The following is a 25,806-nucleotide window of genomic DNA, read 5'->3' on the forward strand; positions in this document are numbered from 1 at the left end:
CAAGCAGCGTACATGATTGGCATTGAGCATGCGTGCGCGGGCGCCGTTTCTATGCATGCTTGAAATAGCTGCGAGCTTCAAATCTTGGACGCGAGCACTTCCACTGCCATCGTCCCAAGGTCCTCTCCAATTCTTGAATGCGCCCTCGCCCACAGCCGCCGTAACAGGGTTTCCGGCACCATCTCGTCGAATTTCGCTGTCCGAAGGTTCTCCACGAAACCCGCGATCGATTGAATGTCCGGCGGCCGCTCGACAACCTGTCGAAGGATTGCGGCAGCTTCATCGGGCATCGTCTCGATGACCGTGACGCCGACGTCGAAAACCAAGCATTCCAGGCCCGCTGAAACCAGAGCGAAGGCCAAAGCCGAATTCGCGTCCGTGCCTTTCCACGTGAGGATATGGGTGTCCTTGCCTGCCTGCAGGAATCGCGATTCATCCAGCCCCAACAGTTTGTAAGCCGCCCTTCCCTGCTCAAGGAAATCGGCCGCGGCCGAATCGAGATAGGCAGGGATTTCTATCGACGATAGGACTGCCCGCATCTCGGCCGCGAGCCGGTCGTGAATCGGTTCGTTCATAAGGGCATCGAATTTCGGGATCTTCCCGGATCGATGCCGTTCGACTTCGATCACTTTTCCCCGATCGTCCACTGCAATGATGCGCCACCGCTGGCCCGCGAACGAAATTACTGCGCCGACTCCCACTGCATTGGAGATTGGGATCGTCCCCAGCGTGCGTCCTCCGGAGACCAGCCGCCATTCCTCATCCGTGGGGAAAATGGCATAGAAATCACGCGCGCTCGTGAGGCGTTCCCCGACCTCGCCAAGCATGATCGTCCCGTCTGACGCCTGCTCGATCAGCCTTTGTTCCGGCGAGGCCATCGCCCGGAGGAGTTCGACGTAGTCACTCTTGCCGAGTTCGGACAACGGCCCGGCGCCGCATAGCAATCGGAACAACCGGTCAGCACGCGCGCCACCTTCCTGGACAATCACTGAAAGCGTCTGGTGAAGCACCACCGTTGCGGTAGCGCTGTCCGTCGACGGGGGCTCGATGAACCGTTCAATCAGCAGACGGACTGAGGCGGTCGCCCGCACTGTCTCCAACCTCAGCCGATCTAGAGGATCGGAATCCGCAGTAAGACTTCGCTCGCGCACATAGACCCGGAGAACGGCCGGGATGCCACGCCGGCGTCCGCTGCGCCCAAGCCTCTGGCGCAGCGACGCCAACGACCGCGGCGCACCAATCTGTGCCACCGATTTAACGGAGCCGATATCAATCCCGAGTTCGAGCGTCGTCGTCGCAACGCCCGTCGTCGGAAGGTCGCCTTTCTTCAACCGACTCTCCAACTCCTCTCGAAGTTCTTTGGACAAACTACCGTGATGCGGGAAGAATTCGTTCGGCACGCCAGCTTTGTCAGACCGAGTGCGGAGTCGGTCCGCCAATGCCTCGACACGTTTTCTCGAGCCAGCGAAAGCAAGGTTGTTGGACCCCCGCAAGTTCACGAAGATATGGTCGGCAATCAGGTCCAGGGCGGTTGGCGGCCCTTCGTCGCTCTCAAGGCCATCAGCGTCTTCGACCTCCTCGGGATCGGCATACGCCCTGACCTGAAGACGAAGCTCCGGTGAATCGGCTGTGGATTCCACGATTAGGACAGAGGAAGGGTTCTCAGGCCGGAGCCAGCGCGCGGCGACGGCAAGGTCGCCGATCGTCGCCGAGAGGCCGACACGCCGAGCGGGCTTCGCAGCCAAATCATCCAGCCGACGGAGAAGGCTCGCGAGGTGCAGCCCCCGAGGTCCGTTGAGGAAGGCATGCAATTCATCGATGACAATGAAGTCCAGCGAAGCCAACATGGCCTTCGCGTCGCCCGGACGACGGAGCAGCATTGCCTCAATGGATTCCGGAGTGATCAGGACGAGACCGCGCGGATCGCGCCTCGCTCGCTGCTTCGCGGACTGCGGAGCGTCTCCATGCCAGCGGACTACGTCGATCTCCATCCGCTCGCATAGGTCATCGAGGCGGCGGAACTGATCGTTGATGAGGGCCTTCAGCGGGCTGACGTACAGGACTGAAAAGCCGCGTTCTTTCCGATTAGCAACCTTCGTGAGGATCGGCAGGAAAGCGGCTTCTGTCTTTCCGGCTGCAGTAGCGGCAGCGACCAGGATGTCGTTTTCGCCGTTCAAGATCGCGGCGATTGCCTTGTCCTGGACGTCACGCAGTTCCTCCCACTTCCGTTCCCAAATCCAGCGCCGGATCGTCTCATGAAGCTGGTCGAAGCCGGAACGTTCCTCAGAGCCTGATGCTGGCAAGGTTCTCATCCCCGCCCTGGGCGCTGTCTTCGCTTTCTTCGGCTGATGGGTTCTCGACGTCGGGCGCGACGTCGACCCGCCCGAGAAGGCTTTCCCATCCCGTTCCAGGGTTCTGATCAAGAATCGCCAAGAACTGGACAAACGCTTTGATCGTGTTGCGAGGCGTCCTGAAATAAGCCTCGCCGACGTGTTTGCTGCAATGTTCCATGAACGCGGGAAGCGCCTCATCCGGGACCAGATACTTCGCCGGATCGCCATGGGCGAACACAGACCGGATATTGGACAAGAGAATAAGCAGGTCCTCGGGCGTAAGGCTCTGCAAACGAAGCACAGGGCCGGACAGGTCGACGAGACCGTTCGTCGCGAAGGCGTTCTCCGCAAGGCGCGACTGTAGTGCAGCGTAACTGTAAAGGCCCCGGCGAGTGTCCATAAGGAATTCGGGGGTGCCACCGAACACGAAGCCGATGCCGCCGAAATTCCCCTGAAGGACGTCGTTGAGCATGCGCAGAATTTGCTCAAAGTTCTGGTTGCGCGCCTGCGCGCTCTGGAGCTTGTACAAGTTCACCATTTCATCGAAGACAACGAGCAGGCCAGCGTACCCGGCGAGCTTGACGAATGCCGCGAGCAATTTCAGCGCGTCATAAATGTCATTGTCATCGATGATGGTCCTGACGCCCAGCGCCTGCCTTGCTTCTGTCTTCGTTGAATACTCGCCGCGCAACCACCGTAGCGCTGATGTCTTGAGGACCTCGTCCCCCTCCTCGCTGCCTCGCCAGTAGGCTTTTAACACGGTCGCATAGTCATAGCCGCCGACCTCCTCCTGAAGATGGGCTAGGCGTTCGTCTATGACGCGCTCGACAGGGACGCTTTTCCTTCCCGCTTCGTTCATGCAGTCAGTCACGAAACGCTCGACAACGCTCGGCAGCGCGCCTCCCTCGGGCTTCGTCCTGGTAGCCACGTTCCGGACAGCCTCGGCATAGAGTCCCCTCGCCTGGCCGGCGGACGCATGAATCCTGCGATCGGGCCCAAGGTCGGCATGGATGGTCACGCATTTCCGTTCGAGCGCTATCAAGCGCACGAGATTCAGGAAGAATGTCTTCCCCGCCCCGTACTCGCCGATGACGAATCGGATCGCCGCACCGCCATCTGACAGACGGTCAATATCCCGGACCAGGGCTCCCACTTCCGCAGCCCTTCCGACCTGCACGTGGCGAAGTCCCGTCTTTGGGACGACGCCGGCGGCAAGCGCCTGGAGGATGACGTCTCGGTCGCGCGACTTGATGGTCGTTCCTGTTGTCATCTTTCCGCTCCCGCCCCTTGCAGTTCTACCCGGACATGTTCAACGACCACAATGTGATCCTCTCCTTCGAGGATCGGTTCGTCGAACTTGTCGAAGCCCCATTCATTTATCGTTTCGATCGCGCCGTCCGGCAACAGCCGCAGTTTCCGCGCCACGTCTTCGAATGCGTCACGGCCTAGCTCTCCGGCTCCAAGAAGGCAGGAAAGCAGTTCGGAATGAGCCGCATCAAGTCCTTCAAACCTCGAGTCTCCTCGCGGGGTCGCCTCCATCGGGGCCGGAGGCGGAGAAAACGGCTCGTCTTCGACAAAGATGCCTGCGAGAAGTTGGGAAACCGCTGACGTCTCCGACTTTATCCGTTCGAGCCGCGCAACGTCGATCAGTATGCCGGATGCTTTGGCTGCCGAGGCTTCGAAGGGAATGGGAACACCGCCCGTCCGTATTTCCGGTGTGACGGCTATGGGCTCGTCCAGAACCACCGAACCGCGATGAAGCGCGGAATATAGATCCTCCACTGGATACCCAAGCGTTTTGTATAACCGCTCGAGAAACTTCACCTCGTCCGGAGCGGCATGCCCATCCGCGAGCACCGCCGACGTGGCCGATCTAATCGCGCTGTCGCGCGCCTCGGCTTTAACACTGCGCAACCTCTGCATAGCAGATTGCCGGGCGGGCGCATCCTTCAGCAGCGTGCTCGCATAAGCCATCAGCCTGGCGCGCTCAATTCCGCCGAGGCCGGGAACAGACCGAATGTCGCTCTTGATCGATTCGAATTCACTAGTCTCGATCTTCCCGTCTGAAGCGGCCGCAAGCGCCGCGACTTCGACCATGGCCCTGGCAGAAGCGTAGCTTGGACCCTCGCTATCGACCGGCGCCCCGTCTTTCGCCTTAAACAGTAGGACATAACCGTCGGCGTCGAGATTCCGGGCTCCATATCTCCGATCTGGCTCCAACCCTACATCAAGTTTGTCCATGAAGGCTCCGACTTGATTGCAGAACCCGGACGGAAGTTTGCCTTTCGGTGGGGTCTCCACTCCCAATGCCTTCGCCAGTTGACCTACTCTGACCCCCGCAATGTTGCGGCCTCCGAAAAGATGTTCGACGCGCTCGAGCACGGCGCTGCCCATTACCGAAGGTGACGTCAACAACTCCTTCGGCAACAGGAAGGCGGCCTCGATCGTGCCTTTCGCCTCTGGACTTTTCCCCAGCAGGCGGCTGTACGAGGCGAGTTCATCAGTGCACGCGTTTAGGAGATTCCGCAGGCCTTCGAGGGGTGCGGAAATCGCGGCGATGTCGGGGAGCGGCCCGGTCTCGCTGTCGGACAGGTCAAGCCTGCATTCGAAGCCGCCGCTCGCCGCATGATATTCGATCTTGAGCTTAGTTTTCGGCGGATTGACCTTCAGTCCTTGCGGATAGCGGGATGCGAACCGCATTTGCCAGAGCTCGGCTAGCTCGTCGAAACATCTCGTCGCAGGCGTTCGCGGATAAGTGTCGGGAAGTGACAAGACCCAGAGGAGTGCGTCCGTGCCGTCAAAGAAAGCCGCAGAAGCAAGTTTGCGCCCTAGATGGAGCCTGACGGACAACGGCATCTCGTATCCGTTCCTGAGATCGGGCGAGAGTGCCGGGCGGGAGATTTCCGGGCCCTTGACGAGCACCGCAACGTCAAGGAATTTCGACGCGTAGTTCTTGAACGAATGATTTTCGCCGTGGAGGGCAAGGAGGCGCCTGACCTCCGCGATCAATACAGGCGTCTCGTCTTTGGCGGCGTCCACGAACAGGCGACGCTCAAGGCCGTAGAAAAACAAAAAGACATATCCTATGCCGATCCTCGGATCGTTCCTTCCGCCCGCAAGCCAGTCGAGATAAGTCCGCCTGGCGATCGGTGGAATGTTCGAATATGACGGCCAATAAGGTAGGAGGCTGCCCGATAGATCGCTGCCCGACGGGGCGACCGTGCACGACGGATCCACGAGGCAATTGGTTCCGCGGTCCGAACTCGTTCCAGTGAAGGCTCCGCCGAGATAAAACATGCCAGCGTCGATGGTCATTCCGCCCACCCGCACGCTCTCGCCGGACGGAATCCATCGGGCGGGAGTCCTAATCGCAGAGAGCCTGTCGCTAATTGGCGCCGACGGCCCTGGCAAAGGCCGGTCCCATTGGTCTGGGCCTCCGGTGAATCTTGGATCGGGGTTAATTCGAGGATCGATCCACGGCTCTCTGGCTCGGGCCTGAGGTGGATCTTCGGCGAAGCTGCTACGCGTTGCGGCGAACTCGCGCAGCTGGGCTGGCTGAACGCTCCGTTCCTTATTCTTTACGGCGCGGTAGAAAAACCAGGCGACCAACGCCACGCCCGCAAGCACCCACCCCATCGTCGCCCCCGGCTTGCTTTGGATGTTCTTTCCCCGAATAATTGCATATTCGGAAGCTCCGCGACAAATTCTTTGCCAGCCACTGAAGCATTTCCAGCGGTCGACGTCAGTGTCATTCGTGCCCGTTCGGCGATCCAAGCGTCTGGAGGCCTTGTGCCGCGGCAGGAACACCCTTAGTGGCATGAACTTAGCCGTGTTTTGACACGGACGGGTTAGCCGAGCTTTTCCCACAGCATATGGCGAAAAGTGCGGTTTTGGCGCATTGTGGTCGGCGCATCGAGGGCGGCAATGGACCATCGTGTCCGACTTAAGCGACGGCGCGAAGCAAGGTCGGCGACGCGACGTTCGCGACTGCTTTCAAAGGGAAGCGGACGTTGGACTGCGGCAGCTGCACTCGCTGTTGCTGGCATTGCGGGATATTCCGGGTGGAGCTTCGTCTCAAGAAATAGTCCGGAAATCATTTCTTACGCGCAGGGCAAAGCTTCCTCGGATCAAGAGGATTTGGTCGGCCGTGCTTCCGTCATCGACGGTGACACAATCGAAATCCATGGCAAGCGCATCCGCTTCAATGGCATCGACGCGCCCGAGTCGTCTCAAACCTGTACAGACGGGAATGGCAAGGCATACCTATGCGGCGCAAAGGCCGCCGAGGCGGTGGACCAATTTCTGGCCGCTTCGTCTCCCACCCGATGCGTATTCGTCGCCCGTGACCGCTACAGCCGTTTCGTCGGGAACTGCTTCCGGGCGGACGGAGAAAGCGTTCAGGCTGCGCTCGTCAGGGATGGCTGGGCTCTTGACTGGCCGCGTTACAGCAAAGGCGCGTACGCCGAACTGCAGGAAACAGCAAAGGCCGAAGGCAAAGGGATATGGATCGGCGCGTTTGAACGTCCGTGGGAATGGAGGGCGGATCGCCGGAATGGCAAGGCTGCAACCGCGCCGATCGTACCGCTTGTCGGCGTCTCGTCCGATTCTGACGGATGCAACGTCAAAGGCAATATCAATTCGTCGGGCGAACACATCTATCACGTGCCCGGCCAGGAGCACTACGACAGGACCCAAATCACGCTGAGCAAGGGCGAGCGATGGTTTTGTTCGGAGGCCGAAGCACTGGCTGCAGGGTGGCGACCCGCCCTTCGCTGATCGTCGAAACCGTCTAACCCGTGCTGCAGTTGCCTCACTGAATCTTCGCGCCGATTTCCGTTGTCGAAGGCGAATTGCGTTTCCTGACCCGGATCTCTATCCGACGCCGCGATTTCACGTCACCTGCTTGGGTTCCGTTGGTCAGGGTGTCGTCGGGAAGGATCAGTTGGGCCCCCGACATGGGCAGAATGGTAACCGCCTGGAGAGATGGTACGCTCTTCAGGACTTTGGCTACGGCAATCGCACGCGCTAACCCCAGACCCGCATTGTCCGCAGGGTGCAGCACGCCGACGGGGGCAGTGCCGCCAAGTACGTCTTGAAGCTCGGCATCAAGGTTTGATCCAAGACGCGAGATCTTCTGCTCATCGGTGTGCCCGATGACCTCCACGACGTCCACCGCATATTTCGCGGCGATGTCCGCAATCTGTCCAGCAGTGTTTTCTCGCAAGGCCGCGTCAAAGCTCGGGCTGAGTTCCGCGCTACCTGACTTGAAGAAGTATCCGTTCGTTTCGCTGAGGCTGATAATCGGCGGCCATTCGTGGGGCTTTGCGTTGCCTTCAGATTCCTTAGCCTTGCGGATTACCTCAAGAAGTTGCTCTTCCGGCGTCAGCTTCGAGGGTGAGACGACTACCTTGTCTCGGAGCACTTTGATCGCCGGGGCAAGCTTTTCGATGTCGTTGGCAGTCAGCCCGGAATCCCGGAGCCGTCCTGCCATGGGCACAACTTCTTCGAGAGTGAGACCGGTCTCCAATATCTGGTCCACCTTCGTTTTTGCGAGTTCCAGTTCCCGCCATTCCTTTTCGAGTTCGTCGCTACCAGCAACTGTCTTTCGGAAGACCTCGAGCTTTTCTTCGAGCAGAGCGTTGGAGGCCTCCTGCTTTTGAAGTTCAACCTCGACCGCCAGCTTGTCCGCTTTGATGTGTTCGGACGTGGACCGCTCTCTCGCAATGATCGCACCCGCTGCCAACAAGAGGCAGAAGACGAGCAACAGCATGGACTCGGCCATGGTGAGACCGAGAATAAGGCCGCGGCCATAGCCTCTCTGCTCGCTTGAGACGGACGTTCCCTGAGTGCTCAACGACGGTTCCACCACCGCTTGCTGTCAGATTCACTCTCGACAGATTTATTCACGGGGGAAATTGCATCCCCTGCCGCTTCGGGCGCATCCTGGCCGTTTGGCTGCGGCGCTTGAACTTCGACAGGGGGGGCCAAAGCAACTATGTCGTCGAGAAGCGGAGTCGACCCCAAGCCGTCGGTGAAATGGTGAACACCGTTTGCCCCCCCTGAAGCGCCATCGGATAGAGGTTCGAATACACTGGGCTTAGAGCCTGCGCGCGTTTCGATGAGCATCCTTTCAAGCAACTTCTGCATGTCCGCATTCTGTTGTTGGACATGGCGAGCGAGGCTGTCTGTGCTACGCTGCACGTGAGCGGACGCCTCTACCGACTTCTCCATAATCTGAAGCGATTTCCCAGTTGTCTCCAACATCTTCGCGGCGGCGGTCGTGATCAGGTCGATGCGGTGCGCCTGATCCTTGCTAAGGGCCTCGGTTCTGGCGCCGTAGTCGACGACAATTTTGCCGAGCTCCCTGACAAGCGGACCGAGTTCGTTCTTCAGGACGGCTTCGGGTACCATGACTGCTTCGAGTTTCCTGGTCACCGCGTCTACCTGGCTTCCGAGTTGAAAGGTTGAGCTGGCCATGCCACTATTGGCCTTCTCGAACACGTCGCCGGAGCTGTCGACCTTTTCCGCAATTTCGGCGAGCTTGGATGCGATCTGACCAAAGCTGGCGTCGATCGCGGCACTGAGTTTTGCCGACGCATCCTGAACTGGTTTGATGGCTTCGTTCGCCATCTTTTCCAAAGCGTCCCTCAACTGCTCGCCAGTATCATCGGCATGCCTGACGATCTCGTCGAACCCCTCGCTGATCATCTGGTTGCTCACCCGACGGAAATCGGCGAATTCGCGTGTGGCGCTTTCCATCTCCGAGCGCACGCGCCGCGTCATGGTTGCCAACTCGTGGCGCGTCGCCCTCTCGACATCGAGAACGTCACGCCGCGTCTGGTTGTAAAGGATGCGGAGAGCGATTCCGAAGATCGTGGACGTGATCGCGATGCCGAAGTTCCGGATGACGTCGTCTGTCGAAGACACTGAGGTGAATTGATATAGGGAAACGCCCAGGCTCGACAGCGTAAACAGGAAGCCCATGTAGTAGAGGTTGTCGCCGGTCTGCTCTTCGTGAAGCCGAATCCTCCCCGAAAACCAGGACAGCGACAAATACCCGATCATAAGCATGATCGGGACCGTCATGGAAACGAACGGATTCACCCCCCACAGCTTCGAGACCGCGATGAAGATGCAACCGGTGAGGGTAAACGCGGCGAAGGCGTAGAGCGGCAGGTTCCGGAGAAGACCAGTCGAAAATTCTTGGCCGACTGTGTGACGGTTCAATTCATTCCCTCCAGTCGTGGCGACGGCAGAAAGTTGCCGCGATTCTCCAAGACCCACTTAGCCCAGAACTCCAGATGATCGCGCCCGTCAAAGGGCTTGGCCGCGCGATCGACATACCAGATCGCGACGTCGACCCCGTCCAGCGTCGTCCGGTATTTGGCGTTCGCTGGACTGTTCAGATACGCTTCGTAGCTGACCCCTGACTTGTACTGCGAGTACAGCCTCGTGTGTTCGATCATGTCGGAGGCGACGATCAACTGCTTCGCAGCACCGGGTTTTGAAAACTTGTCGAAAACCGCGAGCTTGATTTCCTGAATGGCCGCCATGATCGGTGACTGATTGCCGGATTGGCCATTAGGGATGCTCTTCGAAACCTTCTCCAACGGCTTGTTGAAGGCCTCTTCCCACTGGCGCTGGCGTCTGGTGGGATTGTTAGTCCATTGATCGACAGTGGAGCCGTCGCCGGGATTGCAGCCGTCAAACATCGTGACGAGTTCGCCCGGGTTCTCGGTAAGGCCGAAAATCTCCAGCAGTCCGCCGACCGGAATCGCCGACACCCTCTTTTGGAACCTGTTCTTGATGTCGAGCAGCGTCGTGTCGGAAATCGGATCGGTCGTATCGACGAGGAACACGTTTACTGCAACAGGGCCGTCAAGCGGACACAAGGTTTCCTTGGCCAGCTTCGTTTGGGAACTGGCCTTCGCATAAAGGTATCCCAATCCACCGATCAATGCTCCGGAGAGGACGAGCAAACATATGCCGGCCATAACAGTGCCCAATCGGCCCGGCTTGCGGCTTTTTCTTCTTCTCGTCCTAGCCATTGGGAGCCGTCTCCGGATGCAGCTTGTCCAGTTCGCGGTACTGGTCGATGCCGTCGTCGCACACTGCAGCGATTTTTCTGATCTGGTCGGATAGGTCTGCCTGTGCCTTGCGTATGGATTCGGCGACGTCCTTGTCCGTCAATTCGCTCTCGCCTGCTTTCGTGGGCGGGATGCGTTCCAGCTTGTATGCGCCATCGAAGTACTTCGGAGCTGCTTCCGTTCGCGCCTTGGCATTAGCTTCCCGATAACGCTTGAGCAGCACGTTCGCGGTCCGCTCGAGCTGCTCCTGGTACTGGACAAACAAGGAGAGCAGCTTCGCCCGATGGGCGATGATCGCATTGTGGTCCCGGCGGCGGCCGCTGAGGTCCCTTATGATTTCGTCGACCTTCTCATTGTGGTCGTCTCGTACGCCGAGCAGCTCTTCAATGAGGTCTTCCTGACGGGTCGCGTAAGTCGTGCGCGCCGAGAGCAGCCTTTTGTACACTGCCGCATATCCGAGATATGGGTCTTTCAGGTACCAGCCGTCGATGAAGGCAAAGATCGAAAACATCAGGCCGATGCCGAAGAGCAGCCAGGATTTGATGTCCACGAGTCCGAGCGGATCATGCCGGATTCTATCCATAACGATAGGTCCAGCATCTTCGAGAATGCTCCCGGCTACCTCTCGATAATGGGCAAGTCCAAGATTCAGCGTGACGGCTAGGGCAGCATAGCCACCGATGGAAAGGTATCCGAGAAACTTCAGGAACAGGGACCGGTGGACGGTGAGGCTGACGCAAAACAGGGCGAAAACCAAAGCGATCCCGATATTGAGGAACGAGAAGCTCATGGCCTCGGTAACGCCCCCGACAATTCCCATATCGCTTCCCTTCGCGAGGAAGACGCCGTTCATGATCGCCTCGACGAGAAAGAGGAAGAACAGGAACGACACCTTGAAGAACCATACGTGGCCCTCCGACAGCCGCGGCGCGCGCGTGATCCCGTGCCGCCTGCGGAAATCGGCATAGTCTTCTTCGGCAGCGTTCAGTGCCCGTCGCAAACCATGGAGTTCGTTGCGTCCCCTGACGACTTCCGCCTTGAAGTTGGAAACGCCTTCGGCGTTTGCTTTGTGGATGTCGGAAAACTGTCCCTCGAAGTCCAGGCCGCCGAGCCTGCTGGCGAACGAATGGAGCTGGTCTTCCAGGTTGTTGTACGCGGTGTTCCTGGTGTCCTGGACCTTGCTGACGATCGCCAGTTCGACGTCATCAAGTGATTTCGAGCTCTTCGAGGGCTGGTCGGCTGCACCGCGGGCTTGCCCTTCTTCCGCGAGCTTCATGTCTCGTGCGACTCTGTCCACGTCCAAGTTTGGAAATATTTCAGTCGTGACCACAAAGTCATGGCTCGTCTCGCGGACCTTTTCCAAGATCCGGTTGAGCCCATCAAACGCCTTCGTCAACTCTTTACCCCTTGCCCACTTTCCCATGGTCAGCCCGTGCGAGACCTCTTAAGCAAAGAAACGCACGCGGACAACAATAATGACTATCTATACGGTTGCGGCAGAGGAGGACCACAGAATGCCACCCGTTTGCAGATCGAAACGGCTACGCGGATGACCAGGGATTGTTTTAGGAAATGTCGCCCTGAGGCGATTGTCGGTACCTCCCTCGCGCTTGATAGCCGGGAACAATTTTGAGAAAGAATTGGCCTGTAACACTGAACCATATGCATCATGCCCTCCCGACCCTACCAATCGAAAAGAATCGATGAACTCGAACGCATTTTCAAAGAGATGCGATCCGATGGACCTACGCTCGAGCTGTTGTGGCGAGAACTAGAGCACCGATCGACGCATCGAGCCGGGCAGCTCCAGAGAAATGTGGCAGCAGCCCGTAAAGTGGTCGGACGAGCAAAGTCCGGTCGGACGCCTGATTGGCGCGACGCCATGCAAACGCAATTGCAGCTCACCGGAACTGACCTCGCATCTTCGCAGTGTGTAACGAGGAATCCGGGGTCACTTCCCAACCGCATGTGTGATACCAACGTATCCGGGGTGGACGTCGTCCGTCAGGCGGAAATGAACGACAGGTTTGGGATGCTTGATCGCGGCGAAATGGACAGGCTTGGCAATATCTACGAGCAGCTCCGACTAAAACTTCTGGATTTGACCAAGAAAAATCGGATGCTGAATTACACGATCAGCGCCCGTTCAAAACGCCAGCTGCAAATCGTCGATGAGGTTCTTGAGGAAGCATACTCGAAACTCGTCGACGACGATGGTTCGTTCAGGATTGCCCATCTCGATGAGCCCGAGGGCTTTCCGCCAGAAGAAAAGACCGAAGAGTTTGTTGACGCGTTGGAACACGCAAAGGTTTCCGACATCGATTACCTGACCGCGCTGGATAATTTGGTCGCTAGCGCAACCGACGACGAAATGACTGTCGAGCGGCTCGATAGAACCCTTCGCGACCGCGTGCGTACCCAACTTGGACTCCCCCCTCGACCAAAGCGCGCGGACGTCAATCGCAACGAACATGCGCGTTCGCTCGGCATAGACCCCAATCCCGAGCTTCAACCGGCGGGCACGAAGAAGACGCACTCCGACCGCTTTCTCCAGACGTTGAAATATCCTGACGAGCTCGAGGCCTTAATGGAGAAAATTTCCGCTGAGGCCCGGCTCGCCGAACAGGAAGCGGGCCTGTCCACGCTCTTTTTGGCTTTCGGTTTCCTGGAATGGTACGACAGCGACGCCTCCGACAAGCCAATCTACGCGCCCCTCCTCCTTCTCCCTGTCAAGATCGAACGGCAGAAGGTGCGAGGAAAGCACGTCTACGAGGTGGCGGCCCGCGAAGGCGCGGCGGAAACCAACATTAGCCTTCAGAAATTCCTGGAGACAAAATTTGGCAGAGACCTTCCAGATTTCGGCGACGCCGATGACGGGGGATCCGTCGAGAGCTATCTGGCCAAGGTCGAGGCAAGCATCGAAGGATTGAAAAGATGGCGAGTTCGGCGCTGGCTAGTCCTCGGCCATTTCGCCTTCAGCCGCATAGCAATCTACGAGGACACTAAGCCGGAGAAGTGGCAGAACCACCCTGCCGCACATCCACTTGTCGGCTCGCTCCTCAGCGGCTTCGAGCAGGGCGCCGACGGTGACGGGCCCTCGTTCCATTCTCCCGAAGATTACCCTATCGACGATCCGGAGATCGAGAAGTCCGCCCCGATCCTGATCCAGGACGCCGACGCCTCGCAACACAGCGCCCTGGTAGACGTGATGCGGCAAAAGAATTTGGTGATCCAAGGGCCACCGGGGACCGGGAAGTCCCAGACCATCACGAACATCATCGCGAATGCCCTGGCTGCTGGGAAGACCGTGCTTTTCCTGGCCGAGAAACAGGCAGCCCTCGACGTTGTCAAACGGCGGCTCGACAAGTCCGGAGTTGGCGAGTTCTGCCTGGAGCTGCACTCCGACAGATCGTCTCCCAAAGCTGTGGTCCAAAGCCTCGCCCGCCGATACGAAATCGGCGTCGGGCGATCCGCTAGGGCAGCTACGGCACAGGAGGACACGACGTGGGCCTTCGCACGGGCCCAAATCTCTGAGTATCTGAACGAGCTGCACTCCGAAGCCGACGATGGAGCGACTCCGTTCGAACTGATTTGGAAGTCGATCCGAGGACGTTCGGTAAATGCCGATCTTGGCGACTTTTTCAACGACGTCCATATGCCGGACGATCTGCTGGGCGATCCACGCAACCTGCGGGACGTCAGAGGTAAATTAGAGATCTTCGCGGCGAGCGCGCAGGCGTTCCTTGATTCCTATGGACACCCGTCGGCATCACCATGGAGTGTGACCCCTCCGGGCCACCTGCCAGCGTACGAGCGCGATCAGTTTCTCGTGGCGATCCAAAGCCTTCGCGATGCGGCGGCGGAATTGGCGAAATTCATGGATCGCCATGAGGGTCTCGGCATCATTTCCGGCGAAGACGGAGATGCGGTTTCGGCCGCCGACAAGATCATCCCGGAGCCGTCGAGCCCTTCGAGGATAGCCACGATTGCCGCCATCGATCTCGATGGCCTGCAGCATGGATTGTCCCTTCAATCCTCGTACCTTTCGGCAGTTCAAGCAGTCGACGACTTGCCGTCAGCTGGAGATCTCGACGCGCCGACTCTTGATACGGCCCGTGCGATCGTCTCAGCGCTGCCTTCTCAAGACCTTGCCGAGCTTAGCCCCGTCGGCCTGCGGGCCCATGCCTACCGCACGATACACCGGAACAAGGGCTTTCTCGGCGCGCTTGAATCGATGGGCCAGGCAATGGAACTGCTAGGCTTGGGAGGGTCCGCCCCCGTTCACGCTCTCGACGCTGTTGCGGCAGCTCTCGAGGTTACCGAGAGCGCTCACCCTGAGCATCTGCAATGGGTCGGCGCTGTCCAGATTGATACCTCTATTTTCGGCCTGCTATTTGATCAATGGAACGCGCTTGCTCGCGAAGAGCTGGAACTTCGCCAGGCGGCGAGAGGGTTCACCGAACCCAAATGGCCGGATGCACGGGAGCTTGACGAAGCCGGCGCTACATTGCGAAAGACCGGGATCGGCAGGCTCTTCAGCGCAATACGCGGAGACGTCAAAGCCGCGAGCGCAATGTTGGAGCGGCTCCGGTTTCCGGCAGAACCGAACTCCGTCGACATGCTTGTCCGAATCTCCAAACATGTCCGGTCGGTCGAGGCGTTCGCGTCCCATCGCGACGCGGAAGCCGCGATTGGCAAAGCCTGGGCAGGGGTGGCAACGCCGTTCGTGGCTATCGATCAAGGGATCAAGCTGCGCGAAGCCTTGGAGCACAAGCTCACGGGGCTTCCCAACGGAAACAACGTTGCCAAAGCCATAGTCGGATTGACCGCAGGTTCTATCTCCGCATTCGCAGAGCTTTCGCGAACGGCAGATCTCTATAGAGCCGGACGCGCACGGTTCGATGAATTGATTGACGGGCACCCGATCGGGGACGCCGCGGAACAGTGCACAAAGGATCTGGAGACCTTTGAACGTGTTCTCGGACTGGACCCGGATGACCGGCTCTCGTCTTCCACGCTTTCGCTTTCGACCCTTGCCGAGATCGATGCCGCCAGGACACGGTTGTCGCAAGCGCTGATCGCGGTCGGCAGATCTCCATTCGCCGTCGCGGTGCGCTCGCTGGCGCCTGACAACGACGGGGTGTCGCAAACTGAAGACGCCATAGGATATGTGCGATCGGTCAAGTCGGCGCGACTGCCCGGACCGATCCTTGAAGGACTTCTCTCCGCGGATGGCCGGGCATGGCGCGACCGCCTTCGCGAGATGGCGGGGTCCTATGACCGCGCTACAGGCCAGCTCAGCCACTCGGCGAAGCGTGTTGATGGATTCGGTATTCGTGGCATGGGCGCCTTCGATCTGCGGTCCATGATCCCGCATCTTGAAAGCCTCCTGGAACATAGAGAAGAACTTTCGGAGTTCATCTCCCTCCGCAGTTCCCGAGCCGAACTCGAGGGAGCAGGTCTCGTCGAATTCCTTTTCAAGACAGATGGGCTGCTGGTCCCGCCTTCGAGGCTTCCGGCCGTATTTGACGCGGTCGTGTCCCGACTTCGAGCCCAAGGTGCCCGGCGTTTCTCTTCGTCGCTGGCTAACCGGACTGGCAACGAACTTGATGCGAAACGAAAGACGTTTGCCGAACGTGACAGGCAGAAGATCCTTGGCGATCGCGAGACTGTCCGGGCGCGTTTGCTCACAAGGCAGCCGCCGAACGGCCTCCGCAACGGATCGGTGAAGACATGGACGCAAATGAGCCTCCTAGCGAACGAGTTTCCGAAACAGAAACGCTTCACGCCAGTTCGCGGCCTAATGGGAAGGGCTGGCGAAGCTGTCAGGGCCCTGAAGCCCTGTTTCATGATGTCACCCCTCTCGCTTTCAAAGTTTCTCCCGCAAGGCCGATTTGAATTTGACCTGCTCGTCATTGACGAGGCGTCCCAGATGAAGCCGGAAGACGCGTTGGGCGCCATGTTGCGTGCGCGCCAGATCGTAGTGGTCGGCGACCCGAAACAGCTTCCGCCGACGAGCTTTTTTGAACGGTCGAGCGACAATCCGGCCACTGACGACGAAGACGCCGACGAGATCGACGACGAGTCGATCCTTGAACGGTGCCAGAAGGTATTCGGTGAGGTCAGGCGCCTGAAATGGCATTATCGCAGCCGTTGCGAGAGCCTGATCCGGTTTTCAAACGACAACTTTTACGAGGGCAGCCTCGTCACGTTCCCTGCCGCAAAACCTGGCTCTTTCTCTATCGACCTGCTTCGCGTCAATGGGGAATACAAGGCTAGGCGGAATGTCGCCGAAGCGGAGCGCGTCGCTGAAGAAGCGATAGAGTTCATGCGGCATTTCTCGGACAGCGATGAGGATTCGCTTCCCACCTTGGGTATTGTCGCGCTCAACACGGACCAGAGAGACCTCATTGAGGAAACCCTGCGACGGATGTCGGGCGATGACGAACTCGTCGAGACATATAGGGAGAAAGCCGGGAAGAAGGGGGAACCTTTGTTCGTGAAGAACTTGGAGAACGTTCAGGGCGACGAACGCGACTTCATCTTCATATCAATGACCTACGGCAAGGAAGCCGGTGCGACTGTCATGCGGCAGCGCTTCGGCCCGATTAACAGCAAGCAGGGTCATCGTCGTCTCAACGTACTATTTTCCCGGGCCCGGATCCGCATTGGTCTTTTCGCTTCGTTTGGCTCCGAAGACGTCAAACCGGCGGAAACCAGCAAAGAGGGCGTCCATGTTTTGAAGCGATATCTCGAATATGCCGAATCCGAGGGACGTGCTGCGGTCCAGCTGATTGGCGGAGAGGCAGACAGTGAATTTGAAACCGAGGTGGGCAACCGTCTTCGCGCTCGTGGCCATTCCGTAGACATGCAGGTTGGAGTTTCCGGATTCAAGATAGACTTGGGAATACGACATCCGGACCACCCGGAAATGTTCCTCGCAGGCATTGAATGCGACGGCGCGCAGTATCATTCGAGCAAGAGTGCGCGCGACCGCGACAGGTTGCGCGAGGAGGTTCTGCGGGGCCTGGGCTGGAATGTCCTTCGGGTCTGGTCGACCGATTGGTTTGATAACCCGGACGCTCAGACTGAGAAACTCCTTAAGCGGCTTGAGGAGCTGCGGACTAAGCCAATATCGGCGTTTCAGGACTATCGACTTGGCCCCACATATTTGCCAGCGATCGAGGTCGCGATCGCGGAGCAGTCAGAAACAGAAACCGACGATGACATCGATGGCCAAGCCCTATTTGACTCCATAGCGGAGCACGCGATTTCCGACGTGCAGGCCGAAACCGAAGACGGCTTCGACCTGTTTGAGGGGAGCGGTAACTTGACCGTAGACCAAGCGTATGAAGCCTTGGCGGCATTCAGGGAAAAGGTCATCCGACCATCGGCCTCGAATTGGGAGCCGCATCGCTCCATTCTTCGCGAAGCCATGATCGAAACGTTCGTCCGCCAAAGGATTACCGATCCCGAGGACTGGTTCACTCGCGTCCCGCACTACCAGAGGTCCGGTACCGACCCGGTTGAAAAGAGGCTGTACCTGGATCGCATCTGCAGCGTCATCGATCGCATCGGCGCGTCGGTCGGGCAGAAGCCCGCGGTGCAACCCTTTTCCTCCTCCCCGGCGATATCACGCGACGTGAAGGTTGCGACCTCCCAGCCACCAGTCATTCAAATGCCAGGGCTCTATATCGTCGCCGACTTCGGCGTCGCCGGGCTGACGCCGGATCGTGATCGCTTTTATGAGGCAAGCTATCGTCCGACGCTTCGACGGCTGATTGCGCATGTCATCCAGACGGAAGGTCCGCTGTACGGCGATATTCTCGCCATCCGGATCGCGAGGGCACATGGCATGGAGCGGACGGGTTCAACCATACAGAAGATGGTGACCGATGCCGTAGACCCGCGCTTTCCCCGATCTCGTGAGGAGGAGCGGGACGTGTTCTGGCCGGAAGGATCAGCCACGGATCGCCCGGTGCCCTTCCGGGTTTCGGCGGACGGAAGCCGATCCCATGGCGACACGCCGCTCGCCGAACTTGCTAGCTTGGCGGCGCCGTATTTGCGCGTCAGGCTCTCCGATGATCAGATCACAGAAAAGCTCGCGGAGCAGTTCGACTTACAGCGCGTGAGGGCGGCCACTCGAACGCGATTTGGATTGGCGATCGCGATCGCCAAAATATCCGCCCAGCATAAGCCCTGACAGCGCACGGCGGTCTGCGCCGCGTTGTTCATCAGACGTCCGGCGGCAGCCGGGAGGTTCATGTGATCCGGCCGGAAGATGTGCCTTCCTGGCTAAGCACACGCCGCTGCCGGAGCTTGCGAAGCGGCTCCGATGCGAGGCCTGGCCTCCATGCCTCCCAGGGCATGGAGACGGAAGGCATCGTCCCGGTCTTCCCCGGCGAGACACGGCGGAGCGTGATCTATCAGCGAAGCGACGCGATTTCGGTGCCGATCAAAGCAGGACTCGGCCCACCGAATCCGGTTGACGGCGATATCCAATCTGATCCACGGGAGGCGGTAGACGCCGCCGTCCGTATCGCCGTCAGCAGCCCCCCGCGATGAAGTCCCGGTACCTGCTCGCGCAGGCAAGTTCGCTCGGATCAATTTTCGGCCTGCCGAGGTAGGTTCCTTTAGACATCTTCTGGACGAAAGGATGGTCGAGGTTCAGCAGCGCCCCGCGCCCATGAATTCCCTCAGTCGCGGCTGCCTCTTCCGCGGCCGTCTTGATCTCTGCGAATTTCTTCCTCAGATCCGGAAAGCGGGATCGGGCGAGCGCGTCTTTGTTGTTCTTGAGACGAACCAGCAGCACATCGACGAATCCGTACATCAAAGCTCGCCCGAGCGCGTCCAGTCTTTCCTCGTCGTCCAAACGGTCATTCTCGACGCCTGCAATCCCTACGGCCTGCTCCATTTCCCCCTCCCCTGTAGAAGTTAAGTCTGGTCCACCGTGATGATAGGCACAAGGCCGCCGTCACACGGACTTCTTGCGCCGCTCTTGCGGGAGTTTCTACATGGCTGCCGGCTGGTATGGTGCCTGCGTAGGGACAGACCTGAATGCAGCTTGGCGTCGCCGTATTCTTCGTTGCCAGACTAACTTGAACCGTCGCCAGCGTTTTTGGACTCAGATCGCATTTTTTCGCGCATAAGTTGCTGAAATTGGCCTCGAACCGCCAAAATCGTCGGTTTTGCATGCGCACAACCGCTTATGGTTGACTGGCGTGCCGACCGTTTTTGCTCCGATTTCGGCAGCAATCTCGTGCCGTCAGTTCGCAGGCTTCCATTTTTGCGGAAGTTGTTGCCTCGAATGAAGAATCCTCGGATACGACTGCCCAATGAATGATCCGAGGATTCTCATGACACGGCCAGAAGCAATGGCATCAGGCGGCCCGCTTGCCACGCCAATTACAGTCGACGAGAAGGTGTACTGGGTCGCCAGGTCGCGCCGAGGAATCCTGAAACGCTTGTTTCTGACTCAACAAGACGCCGCTGTTGCAGCGAGCAATGACGACAGCGAAGTAGTTGAAATCGAAAGGATCGCAGGCGAGGATTCCCGCGCGATCTTGAGACTGGTATTGGACGGGCAAACGATCCTTCTCGCCTGCAATCCTTTAACTGGCAAGGTAGCCAACTTAGGGATTCCTGAATCAGACGAGTCGAAAATACCTCTACCTGAACCCGATAATCTTAGTGCCCGGAAACCTTAGCCAGAATTTCCTGCGCCCGTTTATCCATCCTAGCTACCTTCACGAAAACAGGGTGGCTGCGGTCGACGAGACTCCCCGCTCCGTTGTCTTTCTCGTATTCCGTGGCCCATGACAGCCAAGCTGCATGATCTTCGATGCGCTTGTCGAACTCCTGATGTCCCGCCTCGGCTGATTGGCTGCGGGCCCGCCCTAGGAAATGAGCCGCGAAGCCGACCATGCCCATCTCGCGCGCGGTTTGGACAGCTCCCATAAGCTGGTCGATCCTAAGTATCATGGGAGGCTGCCCGGCCATCATGTCCTTGGCGCCGAGCTTGATGTCTAAGGAACCATCAGAGCTCGCTGGAATCTCGTCAGCTTCGCGGATCATGCTAACTGCGGCTTCCATCAGAGCCGAGTGATTTCCCTCAGGTGGCGCGCAGTTTGGGCTAACCAGCATGCGTCCAGGGCTCGCTACCATCGTACGCGGTTCAATCATTGGCCTGGCCCTCGGTTTCGCAGAGGCTGTCGCGGCTCCCTACTCTGTCCGGCGAACCCCCAAAGAAGAATGGTTCATCGCTCCCACCACCGGCGCAAGAAGAATCGACAGTTCGCGGGAGCGGGAGTGAGCTGCGGGGTCGATCAGACTAGACACGTCCTCCGCCGAAAGCGTTTTCTTCCGGAGTAAGGACTCGGCGATGCTTTCGAGTTCGCTCCGCCTCTCTTCAACGAGCGTCTTCGCGCGACGGAATTCCGCGGCAAGGACGTTTTCCACCCGGGCCTGCAGGCCGCCGTTCATGTGCAGCGTCACGAGCAGTTCCTCCTCGCTTGCCCCCGACAGGAACGTGAAGCCTGCACCCAGCCCGTAAGCGGCTTCCACCTGCAGGGCGGTCACTGTGGCGATGTGAAGGTCAGAGCCTTTCCTTCCCCCTCCTCCAGCTGACCTCGAACTGAACACGACCTCCTCGGCAGCCAGTCCTGCAAGCGCGACGGCGATCCGGCCGAGAAAGCCTGCCTTGGTCCGCTCCGGAAAGACCTGCTCGTCGAAAAGCGCCCCGCCTCCGCGTTGCGTGGACTCGCCTGACGAGTCGAAGGCGTCGATGATCTCTACGCTCCTGAAATCGCCGACGCCCAGCGTGAGGCCGACGACCACGTGACCGGCCTCGTGGATCGCGTTTCGCCACAGCATGGCTTCAGGAAGAGGTACCAGCTCGGGCAACTCGGCGAGCAAGTCCGCGGTTTCGAGGTCGCGCCGCGCACGGCGCGCACGGCGACGGGCCTGCCGAGCAAGCTGCTCCAGAGCTGCCCCTGTCCAGCCGTTCGTGCGAGCGGCGACGGAAGTCAGGTCCAGAGCAGACGATGCCTCGGCCAGATGCCAGCCGAGAATTCCTTGTCGTCCCGCCATGTCCGGCAGCGGAATGATCACATGCCTGTCGAGGCGGCCCGGACGGCTCAGCGCCGCATCCAGCATATGGGGAAAGTTGGTCGCCCCAACCACGACGACGCCTTCTCGGCCACCGGATCCATCAAGGCATTCCAGCAGGCCATTGACGACCTCGCGGCTGTACTGTGCGTTGTGCCCGGAGAAGGTCGTCCTGTCTCCAACGGAATCGATTTCGTCAATGAACACGATCGAGGGCGCGTTCTTCATACCTTCTGTGAACGCGCCTCTCATGGCCTTCAAAAGATCTCCCAGGTGGCCCATTGCCTGCCAGCGCGCCAGCGAACCCAACACAAGATGGACTCCGCAGGTTCGCGCTAGAGCCGCGGCAAACATCGTCTTGCCCGACCCCGGCGGCCCGCTGAGCAGGATTCCCCTGTCGACTTCCGACCACCCGATCTTGCCTGCGCGCCAGTCCTTCAAGTCGACGGCAAGCTCCCTTCCCCAGTCGGCAGCGGCGCCCAGTCCATGGAGATCGTCCAGTGTCGGTCCCTGTACTAAGCTCGACTTTGGAGCGGTCAGAGTAGCGCGAGCCGCTTGCAGGACCTTGTCCAGTGCCCTGCCCTTGCGCCAGATCGCCGCCAGAACATGCAGCGGGACCGTCGCCAGGAATGAGGCGTCCTCGTCGGACAGGATCTGACCGCGACAGAAACGGGCGGCCGCCTTGAGATATCGGGGCTGAATGGCCGGAAGCACCAGCACGGCATCTGCAACCGCGTCGACGTTTTCCGCGAGAAGGTCGCGGGAATGCGTGACGACGATAATGCGGTCGTTGGAACCCGCGATCCCGAGGAGGTCGAATCGTTCGGGCTTTTTCCGGCCCTCAGGTTTGACCGTCATGACGAGCGTCCGTTCGCGATCGTACACGCTTCTGCTGATGAGCGATTCCCCCTGGGCCGGGAATTTGCACGCGCCCTCGTAAATCTCCACGTCCTCTTCCCCCGGTGCGATCAGGACGATCACGGCCGGTCCTCCCGACAGGAAGTCCCGTTGATGCCGGAGTGCACGCATTACCGAGCAATAAGCGGCGAACCGCGTTGCGTTCGAGGCGAGCTTGATGCTCAGCGCTTTCGACATGCGTTTCATTGGATGTCCTGACTTGATAGTTCCTGGCGCTCAGCGGCGCAGCAGCGATGGTGTTCGGAAGCCGCATTCAGCCGCGAATGCGGCGAACGGCGGTCTCGGGTCCGATCCTGGCCTCATCGAGATCGATCTCGACGAAACGTCGCAGGACCAGCGACGAAAGCCCTGCTATCGGGACCGTCTCATGGAAGGCGGTCAGGCATTCGGCGACGGTGAGGGAGCCGTGCTCGTCCAATGCCGCCAGCACGCGGATCCGGTCGCCCAGCGGACAGTGCCAGCGGGCGTACCGAAGCAGGTCCATGGAATTGGCCAGCCTGTGCCCTGCAAGGATCGTCGATTGGACTTCATATCGATAGCCCGCCTCAGCGGCGGCATCCTCGATCCATGGCTCCAAACGACCGCTTTCCGGCACCGCATCGGCGATCGAAGTCCCCTCCTCCCTGACAACAAGGAAATCCGGAACGTGGCTGTAACCCGGTCGATGCAGGACGAGCGGGAGGCATGACCATTCGGCGACCTCCGGATCGACATCGAGCAGGCATCCGAGGTATCGCGCGCTCTGGTTCTTGAACAGAGGCGCGCCGACGCAACGAACGGTTCCACGTGGATGAAAATGAAGACGCGCGGCATCGGCGCGGACTGACACGAGCTGGTCGGTTTCGATTTCAGGGTGGGCGGTCACGGGACGCTCCTACGCATACGCAAGAATGATCGGCCGCTGCTAGGTGCAGCGTCGGTGCGCGATCAGCGTATGAGGAGCGATGCCTGTTTCATGGTGGCGGGAACAAATATAGAACGAAATAGAAGGCGTCAACTGCCCGCTCTCGGGGCATGCTGGCAGCGTCCAGACGACGGTGAATCAACGAAACAAGTGACAGCAAGTCCTCAGCGTCCTCCTTCGACATCATTCAGTCTAAGCGTGCATCGTCCTGGTTTCCCTTATGGGCGACTTGTGCGACAGCGGGCGTTCGCTTCCGTGAGATCGGATACCGATGGGACAGTTCGATTTCTCGTGCGAGATCGGCCGAGAATTCTCGAATGGTATGAGGTTAATGAGGGGAACACCGATCAAGACTGGAACGGAAAGATCGAGTGCCCTTGGCCGTTGCTGACGGTCGGCGGCTTATGAGCTAAGCTGCGGACATGACCACCCGCTTCCGAGCCGATCCAGTGCTACCCCGTGAGGTTCTTGACTTGGCAACGCGTCTGGGGGCGAGAGGCAGTGTCTCCGGTTCCTCGGTGACGCTGACGCAGTCGGGGACGATGCGTGACCAGCCGACGGCGCATCCGATGCGGTTCTCCGCGCGCCAAACCACAAGTCTGCGGCGTTGCGAATTTGAATGGCGGGCGTCGACCGGACCATTTGGCTGCATTTCTGTTGTAGACGCACTGAAAGGCGAAGGCGCCGAGATAGATGTGCGAATCTTTCACCTCTTCCGCGTTGCCAGCGCAAAAGGCGGGACAGCGCTCTTGAAGGGCGAGATCATGCGGTACCTGGCGGAACTCGCCTGGGCGCCCGATGCGATACTTGGTAATCCTTCGCTCGATTGGACCGTAGTCGATAGCCAAGTTCTGCGAGTAAGAGCGGACAATGGCGATGCCAGCGGCGAAGTCGAGTTACGGCTGGACGAGAGCGGCCGCATCGCATCCGTCATTGCGAAGGATCGTCCGCGCAAGGAGGGCGATGTCTTTGTCGAGCGGCCCTGGCTTGGCCAATTCTTCGACTACAAGGAGTTCCAGGGACGGTTGCTGCCGACCCTGGGTGAAGTCGGCTGGGTCCTGGACGGACAAACCTTCGTCGCTTGGCGGGGAAACCTCCTGAGCTGGGCGATCGCCTGAACCGCGACTCAGTCCTATATCACCCGACACCTTGGAAATGGGTCTCGCATGTTTAAGATCGGCGAAGAGGCCGAGCATCTCGGGAATGTCCTGCGTTGGTCCGCAGATGTCACCGGCAAGCAGCCCGACTGTCGAAAATCCGCTGGGTATTGAGGGAAAGGGACAGCCTCGCCGTCCGATTGAGGTTCGGCATTCCTACTGGTTGAAGAAAAGCACTGCCGCGATCGCGATCGAGACGAGGATCGCGGATGCTGCCCCCGTGCGTTGGAGGACGCCGATGCGGTAGAGCAGCAGCGCGAAGCCGACGATGATCGGCGCAGTGACGGAAAGGCCAATTTGAGCGCTGCTCATTGCTGACTCCATGGGCTGACGGCGTTCACCGAAATCCTGCAGATTTTCATGCGCGCTTCCTTGCGCAAGCGCAAAGAAGCCGCGCGAGCGCATGCGTAAGAGGCGACATGGACATAATGGTTTCGACTGCGCCGGACGAAGAATCTCTGGATGCCGGTGATTTCCTACTCTGGATATTGGTGTGGAGCGAACTGGCCGCATTCGGCGTCATGCTTATCGCCTTCATGGTCACCAGCATCGTGCAGGCGGACGAGTTCGCAGCAGCGCGACAGCATCTCGATCCATCGATTGCCGCGCTAAACACGGCGGTTCTCCTCACCAGCGGCTGGCAGGCTGCGCGCGCGGCCCGGCCGGGTGTGCCACGAAAGGGGTCGCGCAGTGCCCTCATCTTGGCGGCCCTGCTCGGCTTTCTGTTCGTCGCAGTCAAGCTGTTTGAATACAGCGGGGAAGTCGGGCACGCCAGCGATGAGGGCTATGGAGCGTTCTTCGAGCTGTACTTTCTCCTCACCGGATTTCACCTCCTGCACGTGCTCTTCGGCGCGTTCGTGTTGCTCCTGGTCAGTTGGCGGGCGGAACGGTCGAACGTGCTTCTCATCACCACGCTCTGGCACGTGTTCGATCTGATCTGGATCGTCATGTTCCCGCTCGTCTATCTGGCGTGACCGGCATGGCTCGCGGCGCCCGCAAGCAGCTTCTGCGTTCCTGGCTCTCGCTTCTTGCACTCACTAGCGCAAGCGCCCTGGCGGTGCGCTTCGCTAGTAATGCGGCGGGGCTGGCGCTCGTCCTCAGTTTTGCGACGTTCAAGGGCCGCCTCGTGGTCCTGCATTTCATGGGCCTGCGAGAAGACATAACAATGCGCCGCGCCCTCATTGGCTGGTGCATGATCCTCACCGTTGCCGCGGCGGCTAAGACCATCCTCGCCGCGGCAGCCGCCGCCGGCTGAGCCATTTGTTTGTCAAATCGCAAAGAAGACTTCTCTCGGGATCTTA

The 25,806-nt window shown here is 59.3% G+C and carries 18 protein-coding genes; 6 read left to right on the plus strand and 12 right to left on the minus strand.

Translation table 11 applies throughout. The features are described from left to right. Positions 1-77 precede the first annotated feature (77 nt). The 3 genes from EN804_RS03540 to EN804_RS03550 are packed head-to-tail and all read right to left on the minus strand — an operon-like array spanning position 78 to position 6,266. On the minus strand, positions 78-2,312 hold the full coding sequence (locus EN804_RS03540) for a DEAD/DEAH box helicase (protein WP_135900626.1): 2,235 nt from the start codon (positions 2,310-2,312) through the stop codon (positions 78-80). Next, entirely contained in the window at positions 2,284-3,603 is a 1,320-nt protein-coding gene (locus tag EN804_RS03545; RefSeq protein ID WP_135900627.1) for an ATP-binding protein, read from the minus strand. Before EN804_RS03545 ends, EN804_RS03540 begins: the two co-directional genes overlap by 29 nt. Next, a complete protein-coding gene (locus EN804_RS03550; RefSeq protein ID WP_135900628.1) occupies positions 3,600-6,266 on the minus strand; it encodes a TerB N-terminal domain-containing protein in 2,667 nt (888 codons plus the stop codon). Before EN804_RS03550 ends, EN804_RS03545 begins: the two co-directional genes overlap by 4 nt. Here EN804_RS03550 and EN804_RS03555 point away from each other — a divergent pair. Continuing rightward, on the plus strand, positions 6,258-7,109 hold the full coding sequence (locus tag EN804_RS03555) for a thermonuclease family protein (protein ID WP_135900629.1): 852 nt from the start codon (positions 6,258-6,260) through the stop codon (positions 7,107-7,109). The genes EN804_RS03550 and EN804_RS03555 overlap by 9 nt on opposite strands. A 34-nt stretch (positions 7,110-7,143) precedes the next feature. On the opposite strand, the gene EN804_RS03560 is transcribed toward EN804_RS03555, so the two are convergent. The 4 genes from EN804_RS03560 to EN804_RS03575 form a co-directional block, all read right to left on the minus strand. Beyond that, entirely contained in the window at positions 7,144-8,103 is a 960-nt protein-coding gene (locus EN804_RS03560) for a hypothetical protein (protein ID WP_246693357.1), read from the minus strand. Between the two features lie 80 nt (positions 8,104-8,183). Then, entirely contained in the window at positions 8,184-9,560 is a 1,377-nt protein-coding gene (locus EN804_RS03565; RefSeq protein WP_135900630.1) for a hypothetical protein, read from the minus strand. After that, a complete protein-coding gene (locus EN804_RS03570) occupies positions 9,557-10,381 on the minus strand; it encodes a hypothetical protein (protein WP_135900631.1) in 825 nt (274 codons plus the stop codon). The genes EN804_RS03565 and EN804_RS03570 overlap by 4 nt, the downstream gene beginning before the upstream one ends. Further along, complete coding sequence (locus tag EN804_RS03575) at positions 10,374-11,816, minus strand: hypothetical protein (RefSeq protein WP_246693358.1); 1,443 nt, start codon at positions 11,814-11,816, stop codon at positions 10,374-10,376. Before EN804_RS03575 ends, EN804_RS03570 begins: the two co-directional genes overlap by 8 nt. A gap of 486 nt (positions 11,817-12,302) precedes the next feature. Here EN804_RS03575 and EN804_RS03580 point away from each other — a divergent pair, with 486 nt between their 5' ends. Continuing rightward, complete coding sequence (locus tag EN804_RS03580; RefSeq protein ID WP_167508660.1) at positions 12,303-18,623, plus strand: DUF3320 domain-containing protein; 6,321 nt, start codon at positions 12,303-12,305, stop codon at positions 18,621-18,623. A gap of 342 nt (positions 18,624-18,965) precedes the next feature. Here EN804_RS03580 and EN804_RS03585 read toward each other — a convergent pair whose 3' ends face one another. Then, a complete protein-coding gene (locus tag EN804_RS03585; protein ID WP_135900634.1) occupies positions 18,966-19,334 on the minus strand; it encodes a hypothetical protein in 369 nt (122 codons plus the stop codon). 421 nt (positions 19,335-19,755) lie between these two features. Here EN804_RS03585 and EN804_RS03590 point away from each other — a divergent pair, with 421 nt between their 5' ends. Then, positions 19,756-20,127, plus strand: a complete 372-nt coding sequence (locus EN804_RS03590) for a hypothetical protein (RefSeq protein ID WP_145973282.1) — start codon at positions 19,756-19,758, stop codon at positions 20,125-20,127. On the opposite strand, the gene EN804_RS03595 is transcribed toward EN804_RS03590, so the two are convergent. The 3 genes from EN804_RS03595 to EN804_RS03605 all read right to left on the minus strand — a co-directional run bounded on the left by EN804_RS03595 (position 20,108) and on the right by EN804_RS03605 (position 23,309). Then, positions 20,108-20,494: a hypothetical protein gene (locus EN804_RS03595; protein ID WP_135900636.1), complete on the minus strand. Its 387-nt coding sequence runs from the start codon at positions 20,492-20,494 to the stop codon at positions 20,108-20,110. The genes EN804_RS03590 and EN804_RS03595 overlap by 20 nt on opposite strands. Before the next feature lie 147 nt (positions 20,495-20,641). After that, positions 20,642-22,630 carry an AAA family ATPase gene (locus tag EN804_RS03600; RefSeq protein ID WP_135900637.1) on the minus strand — a complete coding sequence of 663 codons (1,989 nt, stop codon included), beginning with the start codon at positions 22,628-22,630 and terminating at the stop codon, positions 20,642-20,644. A 67-nt stretch (positions 22,631-22,697) separates the two neighbouring features. Next, positions 22,698-23,309, minus strand: coding sequence for a hypothetical protein (locus EN804_RS03605; RefSeq protein WP_246693359.1), 612 nt, complete (start codon positions 23,307-23,309; stop codon positions 22,698-22,700). A 461-nt stretch (positions 23,310-23,770) separates the two neighbouring features. Between EN804_RS03605 and EN804_RS03610 the strand changes: the two genes are divergently transcribed. Beyond that, positions 23,771-24,466, plus strand: coding sequence for a DUF6544 family protein (locus tag EN804_RS03610; protein WP_348642026.1), 696 nt, complete (start codon positions 23,771-23,773; stop codon positions 24,464-24,466). A 195-nt stretch (positions 24,467-24,661) separates the two neighbouring features. Here EN804_RS03610 and EN804_RS37100 read toward each other — a convergent pair whose 3' ends face one another. After that, the gene (locus EN804_RS37100) at positions 24,662-24,817 is read right to left on the minus strand and encodes a hypothetical protein (protein ID WP_167498788.1); all 156 of its coding nucleotides are present in this window, start codon (positions 24,815-24,817) and stop codon (positions 24,662-24,664) included. Positions 24,818-24,924: 107 nt separating this feature from the next. On the opposite strand from EN804_RS37100, the gene EN804_RS03615 reads away from it, so the two are divergent. Then, entirely contained in the window at positions 24,925-25,479 is a 555-nt protein-coding gene (locus EN804_RS03615; RefSeq protein ID WP_135900639.1) for a cytochrome c oxidase subunit 3, read from the plus strand. A 5-nt stretch (positions 25,480-25,484) separates the two neighbouring features. Next, positions 25,485-25,760, plus strand: coding sequence for a cytochrome C oxidase subunit IV family protein (locus EN804_RS03620; protein ID WP_135900640.1), 276 nt, complete (start codon positions 25,485-25,487; stop codon positions 25,758-25,760). Positions 25,761-25,806: the final 46 nt, after the last annotated feature.

It is taken from the genome of Mesorhizobium sp. M8A.F.Ca.ET.161.01.1.1 (assembly GCF_004792105.1).
Taxonomy (GTDB): Bacteria; Pseudomonadota; Alphaproteobacteria; order Rhizobiales; family Rhizobiaceae; genus Mesorhizobium.

What these genes read in the sequence shown, in the direction of transcription:
- EN804_RS03610 (WP_348642026.1), top strand. Translation starts at nt 23,771, where the DNA reads ATGACCACCCGCTTCCGAGCCGATCCAGTGCTACCCCGTGAGGTTCTT.
- EN804_RS03620 (WP_135900640.1), top strand. Translation starts at nt 25,485, where the DNA reads ATGGCTCGCGGCGCCCGCAAGCAGCTTCTGCGTTCCTGGCTCTCGCTT.
- EN804_RS37100 (WP_167498788.1), bottom strand. Translation starts at nt 24,817, where the DNA reads ATGAGCAGCGCTCAAATTGGCCTTTCCGTCACTGCGCCGATCATCGTC.
- EN804_RS03555 (WP_135900629.1), top strand. Translation starts at nt 6,258, where the DNA reads ATGGACCATCGTGTCCGACTTAAGCGACGGCGCGAAGCAAGGTCGGCG.
- EN804_RS03545 (WP_135900627.1), bottom strand. Translation starts at nt 3,603, where the DNA reads ATGACAACAGGAACGACCATCAAGTCGCGCGACCGAGACGTCATCCTC.
- EN804_RS03540 (WP_135900626.1), bottom strand. Translation starts at nt 2,312, where the DNA reads ATGAGAACCTTGCCAGCATCAGGCTCTGAGGAACGTTCCGGCTTCGAC.
- EN804_RS03600 (WP_135900637.1), bottom strand. Translation starts at nt 22,630, where the DNA reads ATGAAACGCATGTCGAAAGCGCTGAGCATCAAGCTCGCCTCGAACGCA.
- EN804_RS03570 (WP_135900631.1), bottom strand. Translation starts at nt 10,381, where the DNA reads ATGGCTAGGACGAGAAGAAGAAAAAGCCGCAAGCCGGGCCGATTGGGC.
- EN804_RS03595 (WP_135900636.1), bottom strand. Translation starts at nt 20,494, where the DNA reads ATGATCCGCGAAGCTGACGAGATTCCAGCGAGCTCTGATGGTTCCTTA.
- EN804_RS03590 (WP_145973282.1), top strand. Translation starts at nt 19,756, where the DNA reads ATGAATGATCCGAGGATTCTCATGACACGGCCAGAAGCAATGGCATCA.
- EN804_RS03615 (WP_135900639.1), top strand. Translation starts at nt 24,925, where the DNA reads ATGGACATAATGGTTTCGACTGCGCCGGACGAAGAATCTCTGGATGCC.
- EN804_RS03580 (WP_167508660.1), top strand. Translation starts at nt 12,303, where the DNA reads ATGCAAACGCAATTGCAGCTCACCGGAACTGACCTCGCATCTTCGCAG.
- EN804_RS03585 (WP_135900634.1), bottom strand. Translation starts at nt 19,334, where the DNA reads ATGGAGCAGGCCGTAGGGATTGCAGGCGTCGAGAATGACCGTTTGGAC.
- EN804_RS03560 (WP_246693357.1), bottom strand. Translation starts at nt 8,103, where the DNA reads ATGCTGTTGCTCGTCTTCTGCCTCTTGTTGGCAGCGGGTGCGATCATT.
- EN804_RS03550 (WP_135900628.1), bottom strand. Translation starts at nt 6,266, where the DNA reads ATGGTCCATTGCCGCCCTCGATGCGCCGACCACAATGCGCCAAAACCG.